12 protein-coding genes and 1 tRNA gene are annotated in these 16,362 nt (G+C 65.7%); 2 read left to right on the forward strand and 11 right to left on the reverse strand.

The genetic code is table 11. The annotated features are described in order from the left end of the window. Positions 1-6: 6 nt before the first annotated feature. Entirely contained in the window at positions 7-1,170 is a 1,164-nt protein-coding gene (locus CO669_RS24925; protein WP_097662585.1) for a PspA/IM30 family protein, read from the reverse strand. A gap of 414 nt (positions 1,171-1,584) precedes the next feature. Continuing rightward, positions 1,585-1,845, reverse strand: coding sequence for a hypothetical protein (locus CO669_RS24930; protein ID WP_097662586.1), 261 nt, complete (start codon positions 1,843-1,845; stop codon positions 1,585-1,587). Between the two features lie 263 nt (positions 1,846-2,108). Here CO669_RS24930 and CO669_RS24935 point away from each other — a divergent pair, with 263 nt between their 5' ends. Beyond that, a complete protein-coding gene (locus CO669_RS24935; RefSeq protein WP_097662587.1) occupies positions 2,109-2,318 on the forward strand; it encodes a hypothetical protein in 210 nt (69 codons plus the stop codon). A gap of 84 nt (positions 2,319-2,402) precedes the next feature. Here CO669_RS24935 and CO669_RS36135 read toward each other — a convergent pair whose 3' ends face one another. From CO669_RS36135 to CO669_RS24975, 9 genes are all read right to left on the reverse strand, one after another. After that, positions 2,403-2,549, reverse strand: a complete 147-nt coding sequence (locus CO669_RS36135) for a hypothetical protein (protein WP_198964248.1) — start codon at positions 2,547-2,549, stop codon at positions 2,403-2,405. Between the two features lie 202 nt (positions 2,550-2,751). Next, positions 2,752-2,825, reverse strand: a tRNA-Cys gene (locus CO669_RS24940). A 97-nt stretch (positions 2,826-2,922) separates the two neighbouring features. After that, a complete protein-coding gene (locus tag CO669_RS24945) occupies positions 2,923-3,684 on the reverse strand; it encodes an ABC transporter ATP-binding protein (RefSeq protein ID WP_097662588.1) in 762 nt (253 codons plus the stop codon). Positions 3,685-3,691: 7 nt separating this feature from the next. Beyond that, on the reverse strand, positions 3,692-4,465 hold the full coding sequence (locus CO669_RS24950; protein WP_245444466.1) for an ABC transporter permease: 774 nt from the start codon (positions 4,463-4,465) through the stop codon (positions 3,692-3,694). Positions 4,466-4,606: 141 nt separating this feature from the next. Continuing rightward, positions 4,607-5,341, reverse strand: coding sequence for a tRNA-uridine aminocarboxypropyltransferase (locus CO669_RS24955; RefSeq protein ID WP_097662590.1), 735 nt, complete (start codon positions 5,339-5,341; stop codon positions 4,607-4,609). A 37-nt stretch (positions 5,342-5,378) separates the two neighbouring features. Then, positions 5,379-8,483 carry an efflux RND transporter permease subunit gene (locus CO669_RS24960; protein WP_097662591.1) on the reverse strand — a complete coding sequence of 1,035 codons (3,105 nt, stop codon included), beginning with the start codon at positions 8,481-8,483 and terminating at the stop codon, positions 5,379-5,381. Beyond that, entirely contained in the window at positions 8,483-11,632 is a 3,150-nt protein-coding gene (locus tag CO669_RS24965) for an efflux RND transporter permease subunit (RefSeq protein WP_097662592.1), read from the reverse strand. Before CO669_RS24965 ends, CO669_RS24960 begins: the two co-directional genes overlap by 1 nt. 37 nt (positions 11,633-11,669) lie before the next feature. After that, a complete protein-coding gene (locus CO669_RS24970; protein ID WP_097662593.1) occupies positions 11,670-13,082 on the reverse strand; it encodes an efflux RND transporter periplasmic adaptor subunit in 1,413 nt (470 codons plus the stop codon). Continuing rightward, complete coding sequence (locus CO669_RS24975; RefSeq protein WP_245444484.1) at positions 13,072-14,523, reverse strand: efflux transporter outer membrane subunit; 1,452 nt, start codon at positions 14,521-14,523, stop codon at positions 13,072-13,074. The genes CO669_RS24970 and CO669_RS24975 overlap by 11 nt, the downstream gene beginning before the upstream one ends. A gap of 769 nt (positions 14,524-15,292) precedes the next feature. Here CO669_RS24975 and CO669_RS24980 point away from each other — a divergent pair. Then, complete coding sequence (locus tag CO669_RS24980) at positions 15,293-16,327, forward strand: cysteine synthase A (RefSeq protein WP_097662595.1); 1,035 nt, start codon at positions 15,293-15,295, stop codon at positions 16,325-16,327. Positions 16,328-16,362 lie beyond the last annotated feature (35 nt).

Raw genomic sequence — 16,362 nt, forward strand, 5'->3', positions numbered from 1 at the left:
CGGCACTCAGGAGCGCGACTTCAACCGCGCCAGCCTCGCTGCAATTTCCTTGTCGCGATGAAGCGCGCTGAGTTCGTCGATATCGCTCGAATACGGGATGCCCGGCGGCACGCCGATGGCACGCGCCACCGCCCTGCCCGCCCGCAGCGCCTTCGCCGCCGCAGACGCGCTGCCTGGCTTGCGGGACGAGGTCGAGACCTGACGGCTTGCGGTGGCCTCGCTCTTTTCGAGGTCGGCGCGGCGCTGCTCGGCATCCTGGAGCGCCGACAGCACGGCTCGCAGCGAGGTGACGCATTGCTCAATCTTCTCGTTGTTCTCGTCGATGGCACGGGAGAGCACCTCGAACTGCGCCTCCAGATCCATCTGCCGCGCGATGCCGGCACGCGCGAGGTCGTCGCGATTTTCCGTGATCGCCCCTTCGATCTTCGGCGCGAGATCCGCCATCTCGCGCTCGATCTCGGTGCGGCGTGCATTGAGGCGGTATTCCTCGGCCCGCGCGGCGGCGAGCGCGTCGCGCGCCTCGCTCTCGGCCCGCTCGATCTCGCGGATGGCCTGGCCAACCACCGTCAGCTTGTTCTTGCCCTCCGCCTGCTCGATCGCGTCGTAGGCGATTCCGGCGATGAGACGTCCGACCCGGGACAGGAAATTGTCGGGGGCGGCAGCGATGGTATCCATAGCGTTCTCCTCCTCTGGCAGAGTGTTCGGCGTGACGCCGTAGTGAACTTCGAAGCCGTCTTCGGTACGGACGAGGCGCGCGGGCACGCTCTGCCCCCAGCCTTCGGCGTAGCCGGCATAGTCGAAGGGCACGCTGAAGCGCCCCTCCACGGTCGCAATCGAAATGGTCGCGGGGCCTTTGATCTTGGCGAGCTTGTCGTCGAGCGGCAGGCGGCGGCCCTGCGCCGCGCGATAGTCGGCGCGGTCGCGCAGGCCGAGCGTCACCAGGCGCGAGGGCAGAGCGGTTGCCTTGCGGATCGGCTCATAGGCGTGAGCATGCAGCAGCACGACGTTGGACCCGATGTTGTGGCTCCGCGCGACCTCATCGAGGATTTCCATCATGCGGTCATAGGCCCCGAACGTCGCCTCCAGGGCGGCCTTGGCGGCCGGGTCAGGGGCAAGCCTGTAACGCAGCGCAGATGGCGCGTTTCGGGACGACTGGCTCATGGAAAGCACTAAAGCACCATTTTGGTGCTTTAGGAAGTGGAAGCCTGATCACGTTTCCCTGATCCTCATGCACGCTATCGATTAGTCGTCGGGGCCCGGAGCGGCGTTCAAGCCTGGCACTCACCCCTAGATCACAGCCGATCAAGACTTCTTGCACGCGCGGGTTGCAATTTGAGACGAAATGCGGGGAGCGTTCGGCAACAGTCTGGGCCGAGTTGGATGAGCCACGCCCGCGGAAGCACTCTGGATTGCTTCGCTCCGCGCGCAACGACGCAGTCTGAGGTGATGACGGTCTTGCCTCACTCGCCTCGGGCTTCACGAGCCGTTGCCGATCCACAGCCTGTCCGCAGCATATCCACAGCGCCGGAATCGCGAATTCGTCAGTCGGTCAGACGACTTGCTGCGCACAAACCCACAGGTCGTTCAGCCCCCGGCCTGGTCGAACACGGTGCGGCAGGCTTCGCTCAGACTGGCGCGGTTGCGGCGCAGGCAGGCCGTGATGGCGCGGACGTTCGGGACCTCGCCGGCGCAGAGCCGGTAGACGTCGGGCGTGCAGGCCCGGCGCTGCTCCGCCGTGCCCTGCGCGTGCGCCGCCGAGGCAAACAACGTCAGGAACAGCCCGACCGTGGAGGCGCGACGCGCCCGGCTTCTCACACCCGCAAACCGCAAGAACCTCGCCTTCATGACCAGTCTCCTGTCTGCCCTGCCCGCCTCCCGGCCCTGGCGGCCGGTGTTGTGCGAAGGGGTAGGAGGAATAAATCGCGGAAGATGTGATCTCTTTCACACTCGGCGTCGTCGGGAGGAACGTAGGTTCCCGAAGGGACTTCTTTAGAGATTGCTAACCAATCGAGGCCCGATCGCCGGATCGTTAAAATGCGAACGATCGGCTCAATCGGGTGACAAACCGGCTTTGCGACATTGCGCCAACCGCGTTTTGCGAGGGTGCGATGAGAAGCGAAGCCGAATTCAATTTGCTGCTGGATGCCGTCCGGGACGCCATGGTCATCGACGATTTCGCTATCGCTTCGGAGCAGGAGTTCGCGCCGCGCTCGTGGAGCCTCGAGGCGACACCGAGGAGAACTCCGATGGCTGCCAATGACAATGAGGGCGCCTGGCCCCTCCTGCCGTTTCCCGACGGCTGGTACGCGGCCTGCTGAGGGCTGATTTCACGGTGAGCCGAACCGACCGTCTCGCGGGCGTCGTGCCGTCCGGCCGACGTTGCAAACGCGACGCGGCGACGATCAGGTCTTGACGCGCTCCTCGCCATCCTGCGTCGCCCGGTCGGGTACTGCCGATGGAAAGATGCTGTCGTAGATCGCGCGGGCTTCGCGAATGAGACGAGCCCGCTCCAGCTCGGATTTCGGGACAAATCGGACGATGTCGCCCATTTGTGGCTCCAGTGCTCGGGTGACGAGTTGCATCACTTCGCAGATGCGAACTCTATGCCAGTGAGCCTGAATCGGAGGTTTCCAGCCGGCCCCGGGCAAACCCGGTGACCGCGCCGCCGCGCAGCTCGCGGCAAGCACCCGCGCACCGCGGCACCGAGTCCAAGCGCGGATCAAATTGTGCTGGAAAATCAGAGATTTGTGATGGAGGCCACGACCAGAATTGAACTGGTGTACACGGTTTTGCAGACCGTTGCGTAACCACTCCGCCACGTGGCCCCGTAAGGCCGGACCAATATAGGGGATCAATGGCTTAGGCAACTGCCTTCGTCCGAGTTTGACCGGACGCCGCATCAGCGGGGCTCGTTGTGGACGGCTACGCCTTCTTCGCCCCGGCCCCCGCCAAATATTGCGCGAGAACCGCATCGGTTGCGCCGGCCGCGATGATCCTGCCCTGCTCCAGCAAGATCGCCCGGTTGCAGGTGCTCTGGATCAGCTCGATGTCATGCGAGGCGAGCACCAGGATGCCGGCGCGGGCAACGATCTCGTCCAGCCGTTGCCGCGCCTTCTTGCGGAACCGCTGGTCGCCGACGCCGATCCATTCGTCGAGCAGCACGATCTCGCCCTCGACCGCGGTCGCGACCGCGAAGATCAGGCGCAGCATCATGCCGCTGGAATAGGTGCGCAGCGGCAGGTCGAGCCGGTCGCCGAGCTCGGTGAACTCCGCAATCTCCGCGCGCCGCGCGTCGATCTCGGCACGCCGCGCGCCGATCACGAGGCCGCGCCGCATGATGTTCTCGTAGCCGGTCGCTTCCTCGTCGAACCCGGCTGACAGATCAAACAACGACAGGCAGCGGCCGAGCACGTCGATGCTCCCCGCCGTCGGATGGTAGATGCCGGCGAGAACGCGCAGCAGCGTGGTCTTGCCGGCGCCGTTGGCGCCGATGATGGCCAGCCGGTCGCCGGCGCGGACGTCGAGACTGACCCCGCTCAACGCCGTGACGATGTGCGAGACCGCCGGCTTCCGGCGCAGCGTCACAGCGCCGACGAACCGGCTGCGCAGCGAACGGTCGCGGAATGTCAGCACCGGGAACGTGACCGAGACGTCGCGAAGCACGATATGGGCCGTGGTGGTCATGCCCGCATCACAGCCAATACGCCACGCGATGGCGGTATTTCGCGTAGCAGCAGAGGGCGACGACGGCCACGACGATTGCATAGACTACACCGAGCAGCCATTGCTCCATATCGGTCGGCTGCGACAATAGCGGCCGCCGCACGAGATCGAGCAGCGTCGCGAATGGATTGACCCATGTCAGCCAGTGAAACGAGGTGCCACGCACGCTGTCCTCGGTCCAGATGATCGGGGTGAGAAAGAAGACGAATTGCAGCCCGCTGACGATCGCCGAGCCGATGTCGCGAAAACGCGCGCAGAGCATGCCGAGCGCGACGGCGCCAGCGATCAGCACGAGAAAGAGGATCGCAAAGCCGGGCACCACGAGCAGCATGCTCCAGCGCAGCGGCCACGGCATCACGAGGTAGAGCAGCACGACGATCACCAGATGATGCGCGAAGATGATGATGTTGCGCGTAATCATCTGCAGGACATGAACGATCAGCGGGGCCGGCACCGCCTTGATGAGGTGACCGGACGCGACGAAGATGTTGGAACCCTCTTGAAGCGTCGTGGCGATCAGGGTCCAGACGATCAGGCCGACCGCGAAGGACGGCAGGAAGGCGGCGATGTCCTGCTTGAACAGTGCCGCGTAGACCGTGCCGACGCTTGCGATGGTGGCGGCGAGCGTCAGCGTGATCCAGAGCGGGCCGATCACGGTCCGCCGGTAGCGCAGCGAAATGTCCATCAGCGCGAGCGTGCCCCAACGGTCGGGCCGCGCCGCCTGTGTCAGAATTTCCTTCACTGCGAGCTGAATACGACTGCCCCTTCGGTTGCCACTCTCCGATGCCGCACCAGAACTGCAGATCGGACCTGTACCGGCCGATGGTCTCTAGACGCCCGCGCCTTGCGGTGCAATCGACCGTACAGATGAGTTGGGCCGAAGTCAGGCTCGTTTGCGCCGCCGAAAGTCGCGCCGGCCCTTTGCCGCAGGCTTGGGAGCCAGTTCTGGCATCTCGGCCTGAACTTCGCGATAGCGTGTTAACAGCCGTTCAAAACTCGCATGCAGCGTGTCGGCGATATCGGGGCGCCGCTCGAGGCCGGCCAGGACAGTCGCCGCGGCCTCGATGGTCGAAAGCCCATCGCGGCGCGGTTCCTTGCGCAGACGGCCATAGCGCGAGGGGTGTGCCGGATTGAGGATCACGCGCTGGCACTTGAGCATCCAGGGATTGCGCCACCACAGCGCCTTGGCCTGGCTCCAGGTGCCGTCGAGCAGCACGACGCCTTCGAGCTTGCCGAGGATCGCGCGCTGGTTCTCCGCGATCTCGCCCTTGCGGTTGAGCGCGACAATCTCGGCTTGCGCATCGAGGTCGGCGGCGCGTGCCGAGCCGAGATAGAGCACAGCCCAGTGCGCGGCATTCTCGACCGGCCGGCCCAGCGCCTTGGACAGGCTCGGCCAGGACAGGCCGACCCGAACGGTGGCATCGGCGAAATGCCGGGCAAGCAGGCGCGCGGTGCCAAGCGCCCTGTCCTGCTCCTGAGGATGCTGGAGGATGAGCAGCGACAGCCGGTTTTCGATCGGCGTGACGCTGTCGCAGACGCACAGCGGCATCGGCTTCTGGCAGTGCGGGCACTCCGGGATCGGATCGGCGACGGCGGCGAGTTCTGGCGGGTTCGACATGGGCGCCGCTATACGCTCGAAGCGCGGCTTCAACAACCTATTCCGCCGGTGCCGGTAGCGGGCGCGGCGCGGGCCGCCGCCGCAGGCGGTCGATCAGCAGGTAGATGACCGGCGTGGTGTAGAGGGTCAGGATCTGCGAGACGAACAGGCCGCCGATGATGGTGATGCCGAGCGGCCGGCGCAGCTCCGTGCCGGGGCCGGTCGCCACCACCAGCGGAATGCCGGCGAACAGCGCCGCCATGGTCGTCATCAGGATCGGGCGGAAGCGCGCCTGGCAGGCCTCGAAGATCGCCTCCGCCGACGACAGGCCGCGCTGGCGTTCGGCCTCGAGCGCGAAATCCACCATCATGATGCCGTTCTTCTTGACGATGCCGATCAAGAGGATGATGCCGACGAAGGCGATCACCGTCAGCGGCGTGTTGGTGAGTTGCAGCGCGAGCAGCGCCCCTAACCCAGCCGAGGGCAGCGTCGAGATGATCGTGAGCGGATGGGCAAGGCTCTCATAGAGCACGCCCAGCACGATATACATCGCCACCAGCGCGCCGAGGATCAGTAGCGGCTGGCGTCCGCTGGTCTTGGCGAAGTCGCCGGCATTGCCGTCGAAGCTGCCGCGGATGCCTTCCGGCATGTGCAGTTCCTCGACCACCCGCTGGATGTTCTGCGTCGCCGCCTGAAGCTGCACGTTCGGCATGAGGTTGAAGGATACTGTGGTCGAGGGAAACGACTGCGAGTGATAGACTGCGAGCGCGGCGAGCCCGCGGCTCGCATGCACCACGGCCGACAGCGGCACCTGCGCGTCGCCCGCGCCCGCGACATAGATGCGATCGAGGTTGGACGGATCGACCTGGAATTTCGGGTCGATCTCCAGCACGGTCATGTACTGGTTGCGCTGGGTGTAGATGATCGAGATCTGCCGCTGCGAGAAGGCGTTGTTGAGTGCGTTGTCGATGTCCTGAACCCTGACGCCGAGCGCCGACGCCTTCTGGCGATCGATGTTCAGGGTGAGTTGAAGCCCGCCGGGGTCGCGGTCGCTGGAGATGTCGGTGATGCCCTCGACGCTCTCCATGCGCTTGGCGACGATCGGCGCCCATTTCTGCAGCAGACTGAGGTCGGTGCTGGTCAGCGTGTATTGATAGTCTGAATCGCTCTGCCGCCCCCCGGCCCGGACGTCCTGGGCGGCGAACATGAAGAGGCGGATGCCGGCCACCGGGTACAGCGCACGTCTCAGACGATCGATCACGACCTCCGTCGAGACGTGGTCGCGCTCCTCCGGCGGCTTCAGGCTGATATACATGATGCCGCGGTTCGAGGTCGCTCCCCCCGGCCCGCCTCCGGCGCCGACGGTCGAGCCGATGCCGGCCACGGCCGGATCCTTCATCACGATGTCGGCGAGCCGCTGCTGCAGGCCGAGCATCGACTGGAACGAGATGTCGGCCGAGGCGCGCGTCGCGCCGATGACGAAGCCGGAATCGTCGGTCGGGAAGTAGCCCTTGGGGACCTTGATGTAGAGCGTCACGGTGAGGCCGATGGTGGCGAAGAACACCAGCAGCGTCGCCAGCGGGTAGTCCAGTACGGTGCGCAGGGTTCTCGCGTAGAAGGCGACGATGCGCGACAGCGTGCCCTCGATGACGCGATCGAACAGCGTCGCCGTGCCGGAGGTCGCCTGGTGAATGTAGTGGGCGCAGATCATCGGCGTGACCGTGAGCGACACCAGCGTCGAGACCAGGATGGCGAAGGTCAGCGTCAGCGAGAACTCGCGCAACAGCCGGCCGACGATGCCGTCCATGAAGATCAGCGGCGTGAAGGCCGCGATCAGCGACAGGCTGATCGAGACCACGGTGAACCCGATCTGCTTCGCACCCTCCAGCGCCGCCTGGAACGGCCGCATGCCGTGCTCGAGATTGCGATACATGTTCTCGATCATCACGATGGCGTCGTCGACCACGAAGCCGACGGAGATCGCAAGCGCCATCAGCGACAGATTGTCGATGGAGAAGCCCGCGACCCACATGCCGGCGCAGGTGCCGGCGAGCGCCAGCGGCACCGAGATGCCGGCCGCGATCGTCGGCGTCAGCCTGCGCAGGAAGACGAAGACCACGACCATCACCAGGACCGCGGTCGCCAGCAATGTCCATTGCATGTCGAGCACGCTGGCGCGGATCGTGCCGGTGCGATCGACCAGGGTCGAGATCTCGACGCCGGCCGGAATCCATTGTTTCAGCTCGGGGAGCAGCGCCTTCACCCGGTCGACGACGTCGATGACGTTGGCATCGCCCTGCTTGGTGATCTGGATCAGCACGGCGGGCTGCTTGTTGAACCAGGCGATCGAGCGGGCGTTGCGGACGGAATCCTCGATCTCGCCGACGTCCGACAGCCGCACGAAATTGCCGTTCGCGCTCTTGATGACGATGTCGCGGAACTCTTTCGCGCTGCGCATCTGCTTGTTCAGCGACAGCGTCTCGCTCTGCCGCTCGCCATTGAAGATGCCGACCGGGCCGAGCGGATTGGCATTGATGATGGCGGTGCGCACGTCGTCGGTGGCGATGCCGGCGTTGGACAGCGCGACGGGATTGAGCTGGACCCGCACGGCCGGCTGGTCGGCGCCGGAGATCGCCACGTTGCCGACCCCCTGCACCTGCGAGATGCGTTGCGCCAGCACGCTGTCGGCAACATCGTAGATCGCGGCCGAAGAGATCGTCTTGGAGGTCAACGCCAGCACGTAGATCGGCGCGCCGGCCGTGTTGGCCTTGCGGAAGCGCGGCAGCGTCGGCAGGTCGCTCGGCAGGTCGACCATCGCAGCATTGATCGCCGCCTGCACGTCCCGCGCGGCCTTGTCGATGTTGCGGCCGATATCGAACTGGAGCTGGATGCTGGTGTTGCCGAGCGTCGAGGTCGAGGTGATCTGGTTGATGCCTGATATCTCGCCGAGACGCCGCTCCAGCGGGGACGCCACCGTCGCCGCCATCACCGAGGGGTCGGCGCCCGGCCGGCTGGCCGAGACGAAGATGGCGGGGAAGTCGACGTTCGGGACCGAAGCGACGGGCAGGAACTCGTAGGCGACCACACCCAGCAGGAACAACCCGATCGACAGCAGCGTGGTTGCGACCGGGCGGCGGATGAAGGGCTCCGAGATCGATGCCATCACTGCATCCCCTCGGTCGCGCCGGCCACCGGCGGGCCGCCGGATTCGGCCGGCGGCAGCGCCTGCTCGAGGCGGCGGTTGATGCGGTCGAGCGCGAGGTAGATCACGGGCGTGGTGTAGAGCGTCAGCAGCTGGCTCAGCAAGAGGCCGCCGATGATGGAGATGCCGAGCGGGAAGCGCAGCTCGGCGCCGGTGCCGCTCTCGATCGCGAGCGGCAGCGCGCCGAACAGCGCCGCCAGCGTCGTCATCATGATCGGGCGGAAGCGCAAGAGGCACGCCTGCACGATGGCTTCGTCGGGCGACATCCCCTGCCTGCGCTCGGCCTCCAGCGCGAAGTCGATCATCATGATCGCGTTCTTCTTGACGATGCCCATCAGGAGGATGATGCCGATCAGGCCGATGACCGAGAGGTCCTGCCCGCACAGCACCAGCGCCAGGATGGCGCCGACGCCGGCCGAAGGCAGCGTCGACAGGATCGTGATCGGGTGGATGTAGCTCTCGTAGAGCACCCCGAGCACGATGTAGATCGTGATCACGGCCGCGAGCAGCAGCCAGGGCTGGCCGGCCAGCGCCTTGGCGAATTCGGCGGCATCGCCGGCATAGACGCCGACGATGTTGTTGGGCATGCCGATCCGGGTCTCGATCGTCTTGACGGCGTCGACGGCATCGCCGAGCGCGGCCCCCGGCGCGAGATTGAAGCTGAGCGACACCGACGGGAATTGCGCCTGGTGCGAGATCGCAAGCGGCGCCGTGGTGCGTTTCAGCGTCGCCACGGCCGAGAGCGGCACCTGGGCGTTGGGCGCACCGGCGGTCGCGCTCGCCGCGCCCGGCAGATAGAGTTTTGACAGGATCGAGGGATCGCGCTGGTACATCGGCAGCGCCTCCAGCACCACGCGATACTGATTGGCCTGACCGTAGATGGTCGAGATCTGCCGCTGCGCAAAGGCGTCGTTGAGCGTGTCGGTGATTCCCTGCAGGCTCACGCCGAGCTGGCCAGCGCGGGTGCGATCGACATCGAGCTGGGCGCGCAACCCGCCCTCCTGCGCCTCCGAGGAGACGTCGCGGAACAAGGGATCGCGCCGCAGCTCGGCGACCAGCTTGCGCGCCCATTCCGACACCAGCGCCGCATCGGTGCCGGTCAGCGTGTACTGGTATTGCGAGCGGCTCGACTGGGTCGATATCTGCACGTCCTGCACCGGCTGGAAATAGACGGTCATGCCGGGGATGCCCGAGACCCGCTCCTTCAGCCTGATGATGACGGCCGCGACATCGTCGCGCCGCTCGCCGCGCGGTTTCAAGGTCATGACGAGACGGCCGACATTGGTGGTCGGATTGACCGAGCCTGCGCCGATCACCGAGACCACGCCTGTTACGTCGGGGTCGGCCTTGATGGCGGAGGCCGCCTCGGCCTGCCGCTTCTGCATCTCCGCGAACGACACGTCCGGGCCCGCCTCCGTCACCGCCGTGATCGAGGCGGTGTCCTGCAGCGGCAGGAAACCCTTTGGCGCGACGACGTAGAGAACGAGGGTCGCGATCAGTGTCGCGAAAGTCACGGCCAGCGTGGTGCGCTGGTGCTGCAAAACCACCAGCAGCGTGCGGTGGTAGGCTTCGACCGTGCGATCGATGAAGCGGCTGATGGCGGCCAGTCCCGGCACCGCCAGCTCCTCGTGGGCGTGCTTGAGCAGGCGCGAGCACATCATCGGCGTCAGCGTCAGCGAGACCACGGCCGAGGTGACGACGGCGATCGTCAAGGTGAGCGCGAATTCGCGGAACATGCGCCCGACGAGGCCAGACATGAACAGCAGCGGGATGAACACGGCGATCAGCGACACCGTCAGCGAGATCACGGTGAAGCCGATCTCGCTGGCGCCCTTCAGCGAAGCCTCCATCGGGCCGTCGCCGTTCTCCATGTGACGGACGATGTTCTCGATCATGACGATGGCGTCGTCGACGACGAAGCCGGTGCCGATCGTCAGCGCCATCAGCGACAGATTGTCGAGGCTGAAGCCGGCGAAATACATGATGCCGAAGCTCGTGATCAGCGACAGCGGCAGTGCGACGCCCGCGATCAGGGTGGCGCGGATCGAGCGCAGGAACAGCAGCACCACCAAGGTCACCAGCACGACGGCAAGGACGAGCGTGAACTGCACGTCGTGAACCGAGGCGCGGATCGTCACGGTTCGGTCGGACACGATGGTGAGGTTCACACCGGCCGGGATCGCGCGCTGCAATTTGGGGATTTCGGCGCGGATCTGGCTGACGACGTCGATCACGTTGGCGCCGGGCTGGCGCTGGATGTCGATGATCACGGCCGGTGTGCCCTGGTACCAGCCGCCGGTGCGGTCGTTCTCCAGGCCATCGACGATCTGGGCGACGTCGGCGATGGTGACGGGCGAGCCGTTGCGATAGGCGATGATGACGGGCTTGTAGGCGTCGGCCGCGGCGATCTGGTCGTTGGCCGCGATGATGTAGGATTGCTGGGCGCCGTCGAGCGAGCCCTTCGGGCCGGAGACGTTGGCGTTGGCGATCGCGGTGCGCAAATCCTCCATGGCGATGCCGTAGGCGGCGAGCCGCGCCAGATCGGCCTGGATGCGCACCGCCGGTTTCAGCCCGCCGAGCACCGCGACGCGCCCGACGCCTGAAATCTGGCTCAGGCGTTGCGCCAAGATGGTGTCAGCGATGTCGCTCATCACCCGCAGCGAGATGGTGTCGGAACGCAGCGCCAGCGTCATGACGGGCGCGTCGGCCGGGTTCACCTTGGCGTAGGTCGGCGGATAAGGCAGCGTCTTGGGCAGCACGCCCGCCGCGGCATTGATCGCGGCCTGCACATCCTGGGTGGCGCCGTCGATGTCGCGGTTGAGATCGAACTGCAGCGAGATCTGGCTGACGCCGAACGAGCTCGTCGAGTTCATCGCCGACAGCGAAGGGATCTGGCCGAGCTGCCGCTCCAGGGGCGCGGTGATCAGAGAGGCGATCACATCGGGGCTCGCGCCCGGAAGCTGCGTCGTCACCTGCACGGTCGGGAAATCGACCTGCGGCAGCGCCGAGACCGGCAGCGCGAAATAGCCCAGCAGACCGCCGATCAGAAGCGCAATGCCGAGCAGCGAGGTCGCGATCGGACGGCGGATAAAGGGTTCGGAGACACCCATGGGTTATGCCTGCCGCATCAAGCGGCTGTTGTCGGGATCATGGCTGCTTGGCTCCACTGCCCGCGGCCGGTGCTGGGGAAGGTCCCGGAGCCGGACCGGTCTGTCCCTTCTGGTCGCCCTCGCTGCCGCCGCGCTTGGCGCGGAACTCGCCGGCCTTGCCCTGCCCGTCCTTCTGGCCGTCCTTCTGCCCATCCTTGGCGCCATCCTTCTGGGCGTCCGGCCCGCGCGAGCGCTTGCGCGGGGCAAGATCGGCCGATGGCGTCTGGTCGTCGCGGCCGATGATGACCTTGGAGCCGTCGGACAGATTGGCAAAGCCCGTGGTAACGACCCTGTCGCTCGCCGACAGGCCGCTGGCGATGACGGCGTCATGCTCGTTCTGCTGGGTCACCGTCACGGGCTTGGCCGAGACGATATTGTCCTCGCCGATGACATAGCTGAAGGTTCCGATCGGACCGCGCTGCACGGCCGATGTCGGCACCACCAGCGCCTGCATCAGGGTCTCGACCTTGAGGCGGACATTGACGAACTGTCCCGGCCAGAGCTGGTAATTGGCGTTGGGGAATTCGGCCTTGAGCTTGAGCGTGCCGGTGGTCTGGTCGACCTGATTGTCGATGCCGGTGAGCTTGCCGGTGTCGATCACGGTGAGGCCGTCATTGCCGAACACGTCGACCGCCAGCGCCCCCTTCGCCGCGGCGGCATTGACCCGCATGATCTGTTGTTGCGGCAGGCTGAACCACACCGCGATCGGCTGCAATTGCGTGATCACCACGAGGCCCGTGGTGTCGGAGGCATGAACGATGTTGCCCTGGTCGACCTGGCGCAGGCCGGCGCGGCCCGAGATCGGCGCCACGATCTTGGTGTAGCTCAGCGTCGCCGCTGCGTTGTCGATCGCGGCCTGGTCGGCCTTGACCAGCGCCTCGGTCTGCGCCACCAGCGCGCGCTGCGTGTCGGCCTGCTGCTTGGAGCCGGCGTTGGAGGCCGCGAGCTGCTCGTAGCGCGTGAGGTCGATGCGCTGGTTGGCGAGCTGGGCCTGGTCCTGCGCCTTCTTGGCGACGGCCTGGTCATATGTCGCCTGGTAGAGCGCAGGATCGATCTCGCCGAGCACATCGCCCTTCTTGACGTCTTGCCCTTCCGTAAAATTCACCGCGATCAGCTTGCCGTCGACCTGCGAGCGCACGGTCACCGTGTTGAGCGCACGGATCGCGCCGACGCCGTCGAGATAGACCGGAACGTCCTGCACCCGCGGGCTCGCCGCCAGCACCGGGACCGGCAGATCGAGCCGCTGGTTGTTGCGGTTGGTGGCCTGCTGCTGGTGCGTGACGGTCCAGCCGAGATAGAACAGGCCGCCGAGGATCGCCAGCGTGATCACGGTCATGATGAAGCCGCGGCCGCGCGACTTTCTCGCCGTCCCCTCCTCCGCGCCTCGCTTGCTGTCCGGCTTAAAGAGCATTGACCGGTTTCTCCATTCGCGGCTCCCAGCCGCCGCCGAGCGCCTGATACAGGCTGACGATAGCCAGAAGCCGCGCGAGCTGGGCCTGCGACAGCGCGTCTTCCGCCGTGAACAGGGTCAGCTGGGTGTTGAGCACGGTCACGATGTCGGCGGTGCCGGCCCGCAATTGCTGCTCGGACAGATCGAAGGCGCGCCTGGAGGCGTTGAGCACGTCGCGCTGCAATTGCAGCTTGATCGTGGTCTGCTTGATCGAGAACAGCGCATTGTCGACGTCGGTGAACGCCTGGACGATTGTCTTGCGGTAGGTCTGCAGCAATTCGTCCTGCCGTGCCTTGGCAAATTCGAAATTGCCGAGGATCTTGCCGCCGTCGAAGATCGGCTGCGTCGCGCTGCCGACAAGCTGGAAAAATGCCGCGTGCGGCTGGAACAGCGACACCAGCGCGGAACTCTGGTAGCCGCCATTGCCGGTGAGCTGGATGGTCGGAAAGAACTGCGCGCGGGCATTGCCGATGTTCGCGGTCGCCGAGGCGAGCTGCGCTTCCTGCCGGCGGATGTCGGGCCGTTGCGTCAGGATCTCCGACGGCAGGCCGGGTGTGACGCGCGGGATGGCGACGTTGTTCAGCGAGCCGCCGTCGATGCGCACGCTTTCCGGCGGCCGCGACACCAGCACGGCGAGCGCATTCCTGTTCTGGTCGAGCGTCTGGCGCAGCGGCGGCACCAGGGCTTTCTGATTGGCAAGCACGCTCTCCTGCTGGGCAACGTCGAGATCGGTGCCGGTGCCGGCCTTGCGGCGCTCCCTCACGGCATCGAGGATGCGCTGCGCACTGGCGATGTTGCGCTGCGAGGTTCGGATGCGGTCCTGCGAGGCCAGCACCTGGAAATAGGCGTTGGCGACGCTTGCCAGCGTCGTCAGCGCGACGGTGTCGCGATCGAAGCGGTTGGCGTTTGCCGTCTCCTCGGCCGTCTGCAGCGCGTCGCGATTCTGGCCCCAGAAGTCGAGCTGGTAGCTCGCACTCAGCGATGCCTGGTAGTTGACGACCTCACGGCCGCCATTGGTGAGCCCCGACGCGGAGGAGCCGGAGGTGCGCGAATAGGTCTCCTGTCCGGTGCCGGACAGGGTCGGCAGCAGCGCCGCGCCCGCCTGCCGTGCCTGCGCGTCGGCCTGGACGATGCGCGCGACGGCGGCGGCGATGTCGAGGTTGACGGTCTGGGCTTCCTCCATGAGCTGCGTCAGCTCCCTGGAGCGAAACCCGCGCCACCAATCCAGCGACGGCGGCGCATCGCCCTTGCCGGCGTATTTGTACTGCGTGGGAACATCGAGGGCGGGATCGGGAAGATCCTGGGTCAGCACGCACGCGCCTGAACCTGCGGCCAGACACAGCACCGCGATCCAACGCGCCGCACGCAGCGTCCGGGAGGCAGAACCTTCGGACCGCCGCATGGCGATCGCCGGATCATGCTGTGTCACATCCACCCCCCGCCGGGCAGATCAAGCCGCCGCGCAACCGGATTAACCGATTCGCGGCGGGACGATCGGGGGGCTTTGGACAACGCGTTCACCGTGGTGATGCTTTCAGCGGAACCTCGACATTGATACTAGCCGGGCGCCGAACTGCGGGACAGTCCCGCAGTTGCGAGATGGCCATGCCAGCGAACCTGAGACGATTGAACGAAAATACAAAAGATGCCTGTCTCGCAGTCGCTTTTCTCATTCTGAAAACGCCGGGAGACGCCAGCAAGCTTACCAAGATTTCATGTGATATTGCTGCCACACTGGCACCTACGCCTTTCCATCCCGCCACATTACGCTCAGCGCGGCTTCGGCTCCGTCGCGCCCTTTGGCCGAGCCATCTCACAAATCCGTCAATGGCCGAAAAGAAAGCCATTCGCCGTGCAGGTATGATTTCGGCCATCCGGCCGCCATCCACGTTCCCGATGTCGTGCCGACCGGTCCTTGGAAAAAAGCGGTCGCGAAGTGGCTGGCGACGACCATCATCTTCCGTGCTCTGACGGAGTTCAGTCATTTCCTCCTACTGATATCCCGCCTCGCGGCCGAGCGCATCATCGCCGGTCGCGTGTCCCAAGAATAACTCTGGTCGGACAGGCATTTCAGTCGGTTTCGCCGCAGCGCAAAAGCCTTCCCCTTTAGCGTCCCAAGCACTAGGTTCTGGCCAACCTGATCAACCCCCTTGGTAAGCGATTTTCCCGACATGACCATTCGAAACGACGTTGTCGAAGCCATCGGCAACACCCCGCTGATCAAGCTCAAGCGCGCCTCGGAATTGACCGGCTGCACCATTCTCGGCAAGGCCGAGTTCATGAATCCTGGCCAGTCGGTCAAGGACCGCGCCGGCAAATGGATGATCCTGGAGGCTGAGAAGCGCGGCGAGCTCAAGCCGGGCGGCCTCGTGGTGGAAGCGACCGCCGGCAACACCGGCATCGGCCTCGCCGTCGTCGCCAGTGCGCGAGGCTATCGCACCCTGATCGTGATCCCGGAGACGCAGAGCCAGGAGAAGAAGGACTTCCTGAAGCTGTGCGGCGCCGAGCTGATCGAGGTGCCTGCCCTGCCTTACGCCAATCCCAACAACTACCAGCATGTCGGCCGCCGTCTTGCGGACGAGCTGCGCAAGACCGAGCCGAACGGCGTGCTGTTCGCCGACCAGTGGAACAACCTCGACAATGCCAAGGCGCATTACGAATCCACGGGGCCGGAGATCTGGGAGCAGACCGGCGGCAAGGTCGACGGTTTCGTCTGCTCGGTCGGCAGCGGCGGCACGCTCGCCGGCACCAGCCGCTACCTGAAGGACAAGAACAAGAACGTACGGATCGCCTGCGCCGATCCGCACGGCGCCGGCATGTATGAGTATTTCAGGACCGGTGATGCCAAGGCGACGCCCGGCGGCTCGATCACCGAAGGCATCGGCCTCAACCGCGCGACCGCCATCGTCGAGACCGCAAAGGTCGACGACGCCTATCTCATTCCCGATGCCGAAGCCGTCGGCGTAATCTACGAGCTGCTCCAGCACGAAGGCCTGTGCCTCGGCGGCTCGACCGGCATCAACGTCGTCGGCGCAATGCGTCTCGCCAAGCAGCTCGGGCCCGGCAAGACGATCGTCACCGTGCTGTGCGATTCCGGCAGCCGCTATCAGTCGAAGCTGTTCAACGCGGATTTCATGCGCGCCAAGAATCTGCCGGTGCCGGAATGGCTGGAGAAGCGCAGCAACATCAAGCCGCCGTTCGTGTGACCGTCACGGGCCTCCTCGGGCCGCGCATGCGTATC

Origin of the sequence: Bradyrhizobium sp. Y36 (assembly GCF_002531575.1) — a bacterium.
Classification (GTDB): Bacteria; Pseudomonadota; Alphaproteobacteria; order Rhizobiales; family Xanthobacteraceae; genus Bradyrhizobium.

What these genes read in the sequence shown, in the direction of transcription:
- CO669_RS24930 (WP_097662586.1), bottom strand. Translation starts at nt 1,845, where the DNA reads ATGAAGGCGAGGTTCTTGCGGTTTGCGGGTGTGAGAAGCCGGGCGCGT.
- CO669_RS24935 (WP_097662587.1), top strand. Translation starts at nt 2,109, where the DNA reads ATGAGAAGCGAAGCCGAATTCAATTTGCTGCTGGATGCCGTCCGGGAC.
- CO669_RS36135 (WP_198964248.1), bottom strand. Translation starts at nt 2,549, where the DNA reads ATGGGCGACATCGTCCGATTTGTCCCGAAATCCGAGCTGGAGCGGGCT.
- CO669_RS24945 (WP_097662588.1), bottom strand. Translation starts at nt 3,684, where the DNA reads ATGACCACCACGGCCCATATCGTGCTTCGCGACGTCTCGGTCACGTTC.
- CO669_RS24955 (WP_097662590.1), bottom strand. Translation starts at nt 5,341, where the DNA reads ATGTCGAACCCGCCAGAACTCGCCGCCGTCGCCGATCCGATCCCGGAG.
- CO669_RS24960 (WP_097662591.1), bottom strand. Translation starts at nt 8,483, where the DNA reads ATGGCATCGATCTCGGAGCCCTTCATCCGCCGCCCGGTCGCAACCACG.
- CO669_RS24965 (WP_097662592.1), bottom strand. Translation starts at nt 11,632, where the DNA reads ATGGGTGTCTCCGAACCCTTTATCCGCCGTCCGATCGCGACCTCGCTG.
- CO669_RS24970 (WP_097662593.1), bottom strand. Translation starts at nt 13,082, where the DNA reads ATGCTCTTTAAGCCGGACAGCAAGCGAGGCGCGGAGGAGGGGACGGCG.
- CO669_RS24975 (WP_245444484.1), bottom strand. Translation starts at nt 14,523, where the DNA reads ATGCGGCGGTCCGAAGGTTCTGCCTCCCGGACGCTGCGTGCGGCGCGT.
- CO669_RS24980 (WP_097662595.1), top strand. Translation starts at nt 15,293, where the DNA reads ATGACCATTCGAAACGACGTTGTCGAAGCCATCGGCAACACCCCGCTG.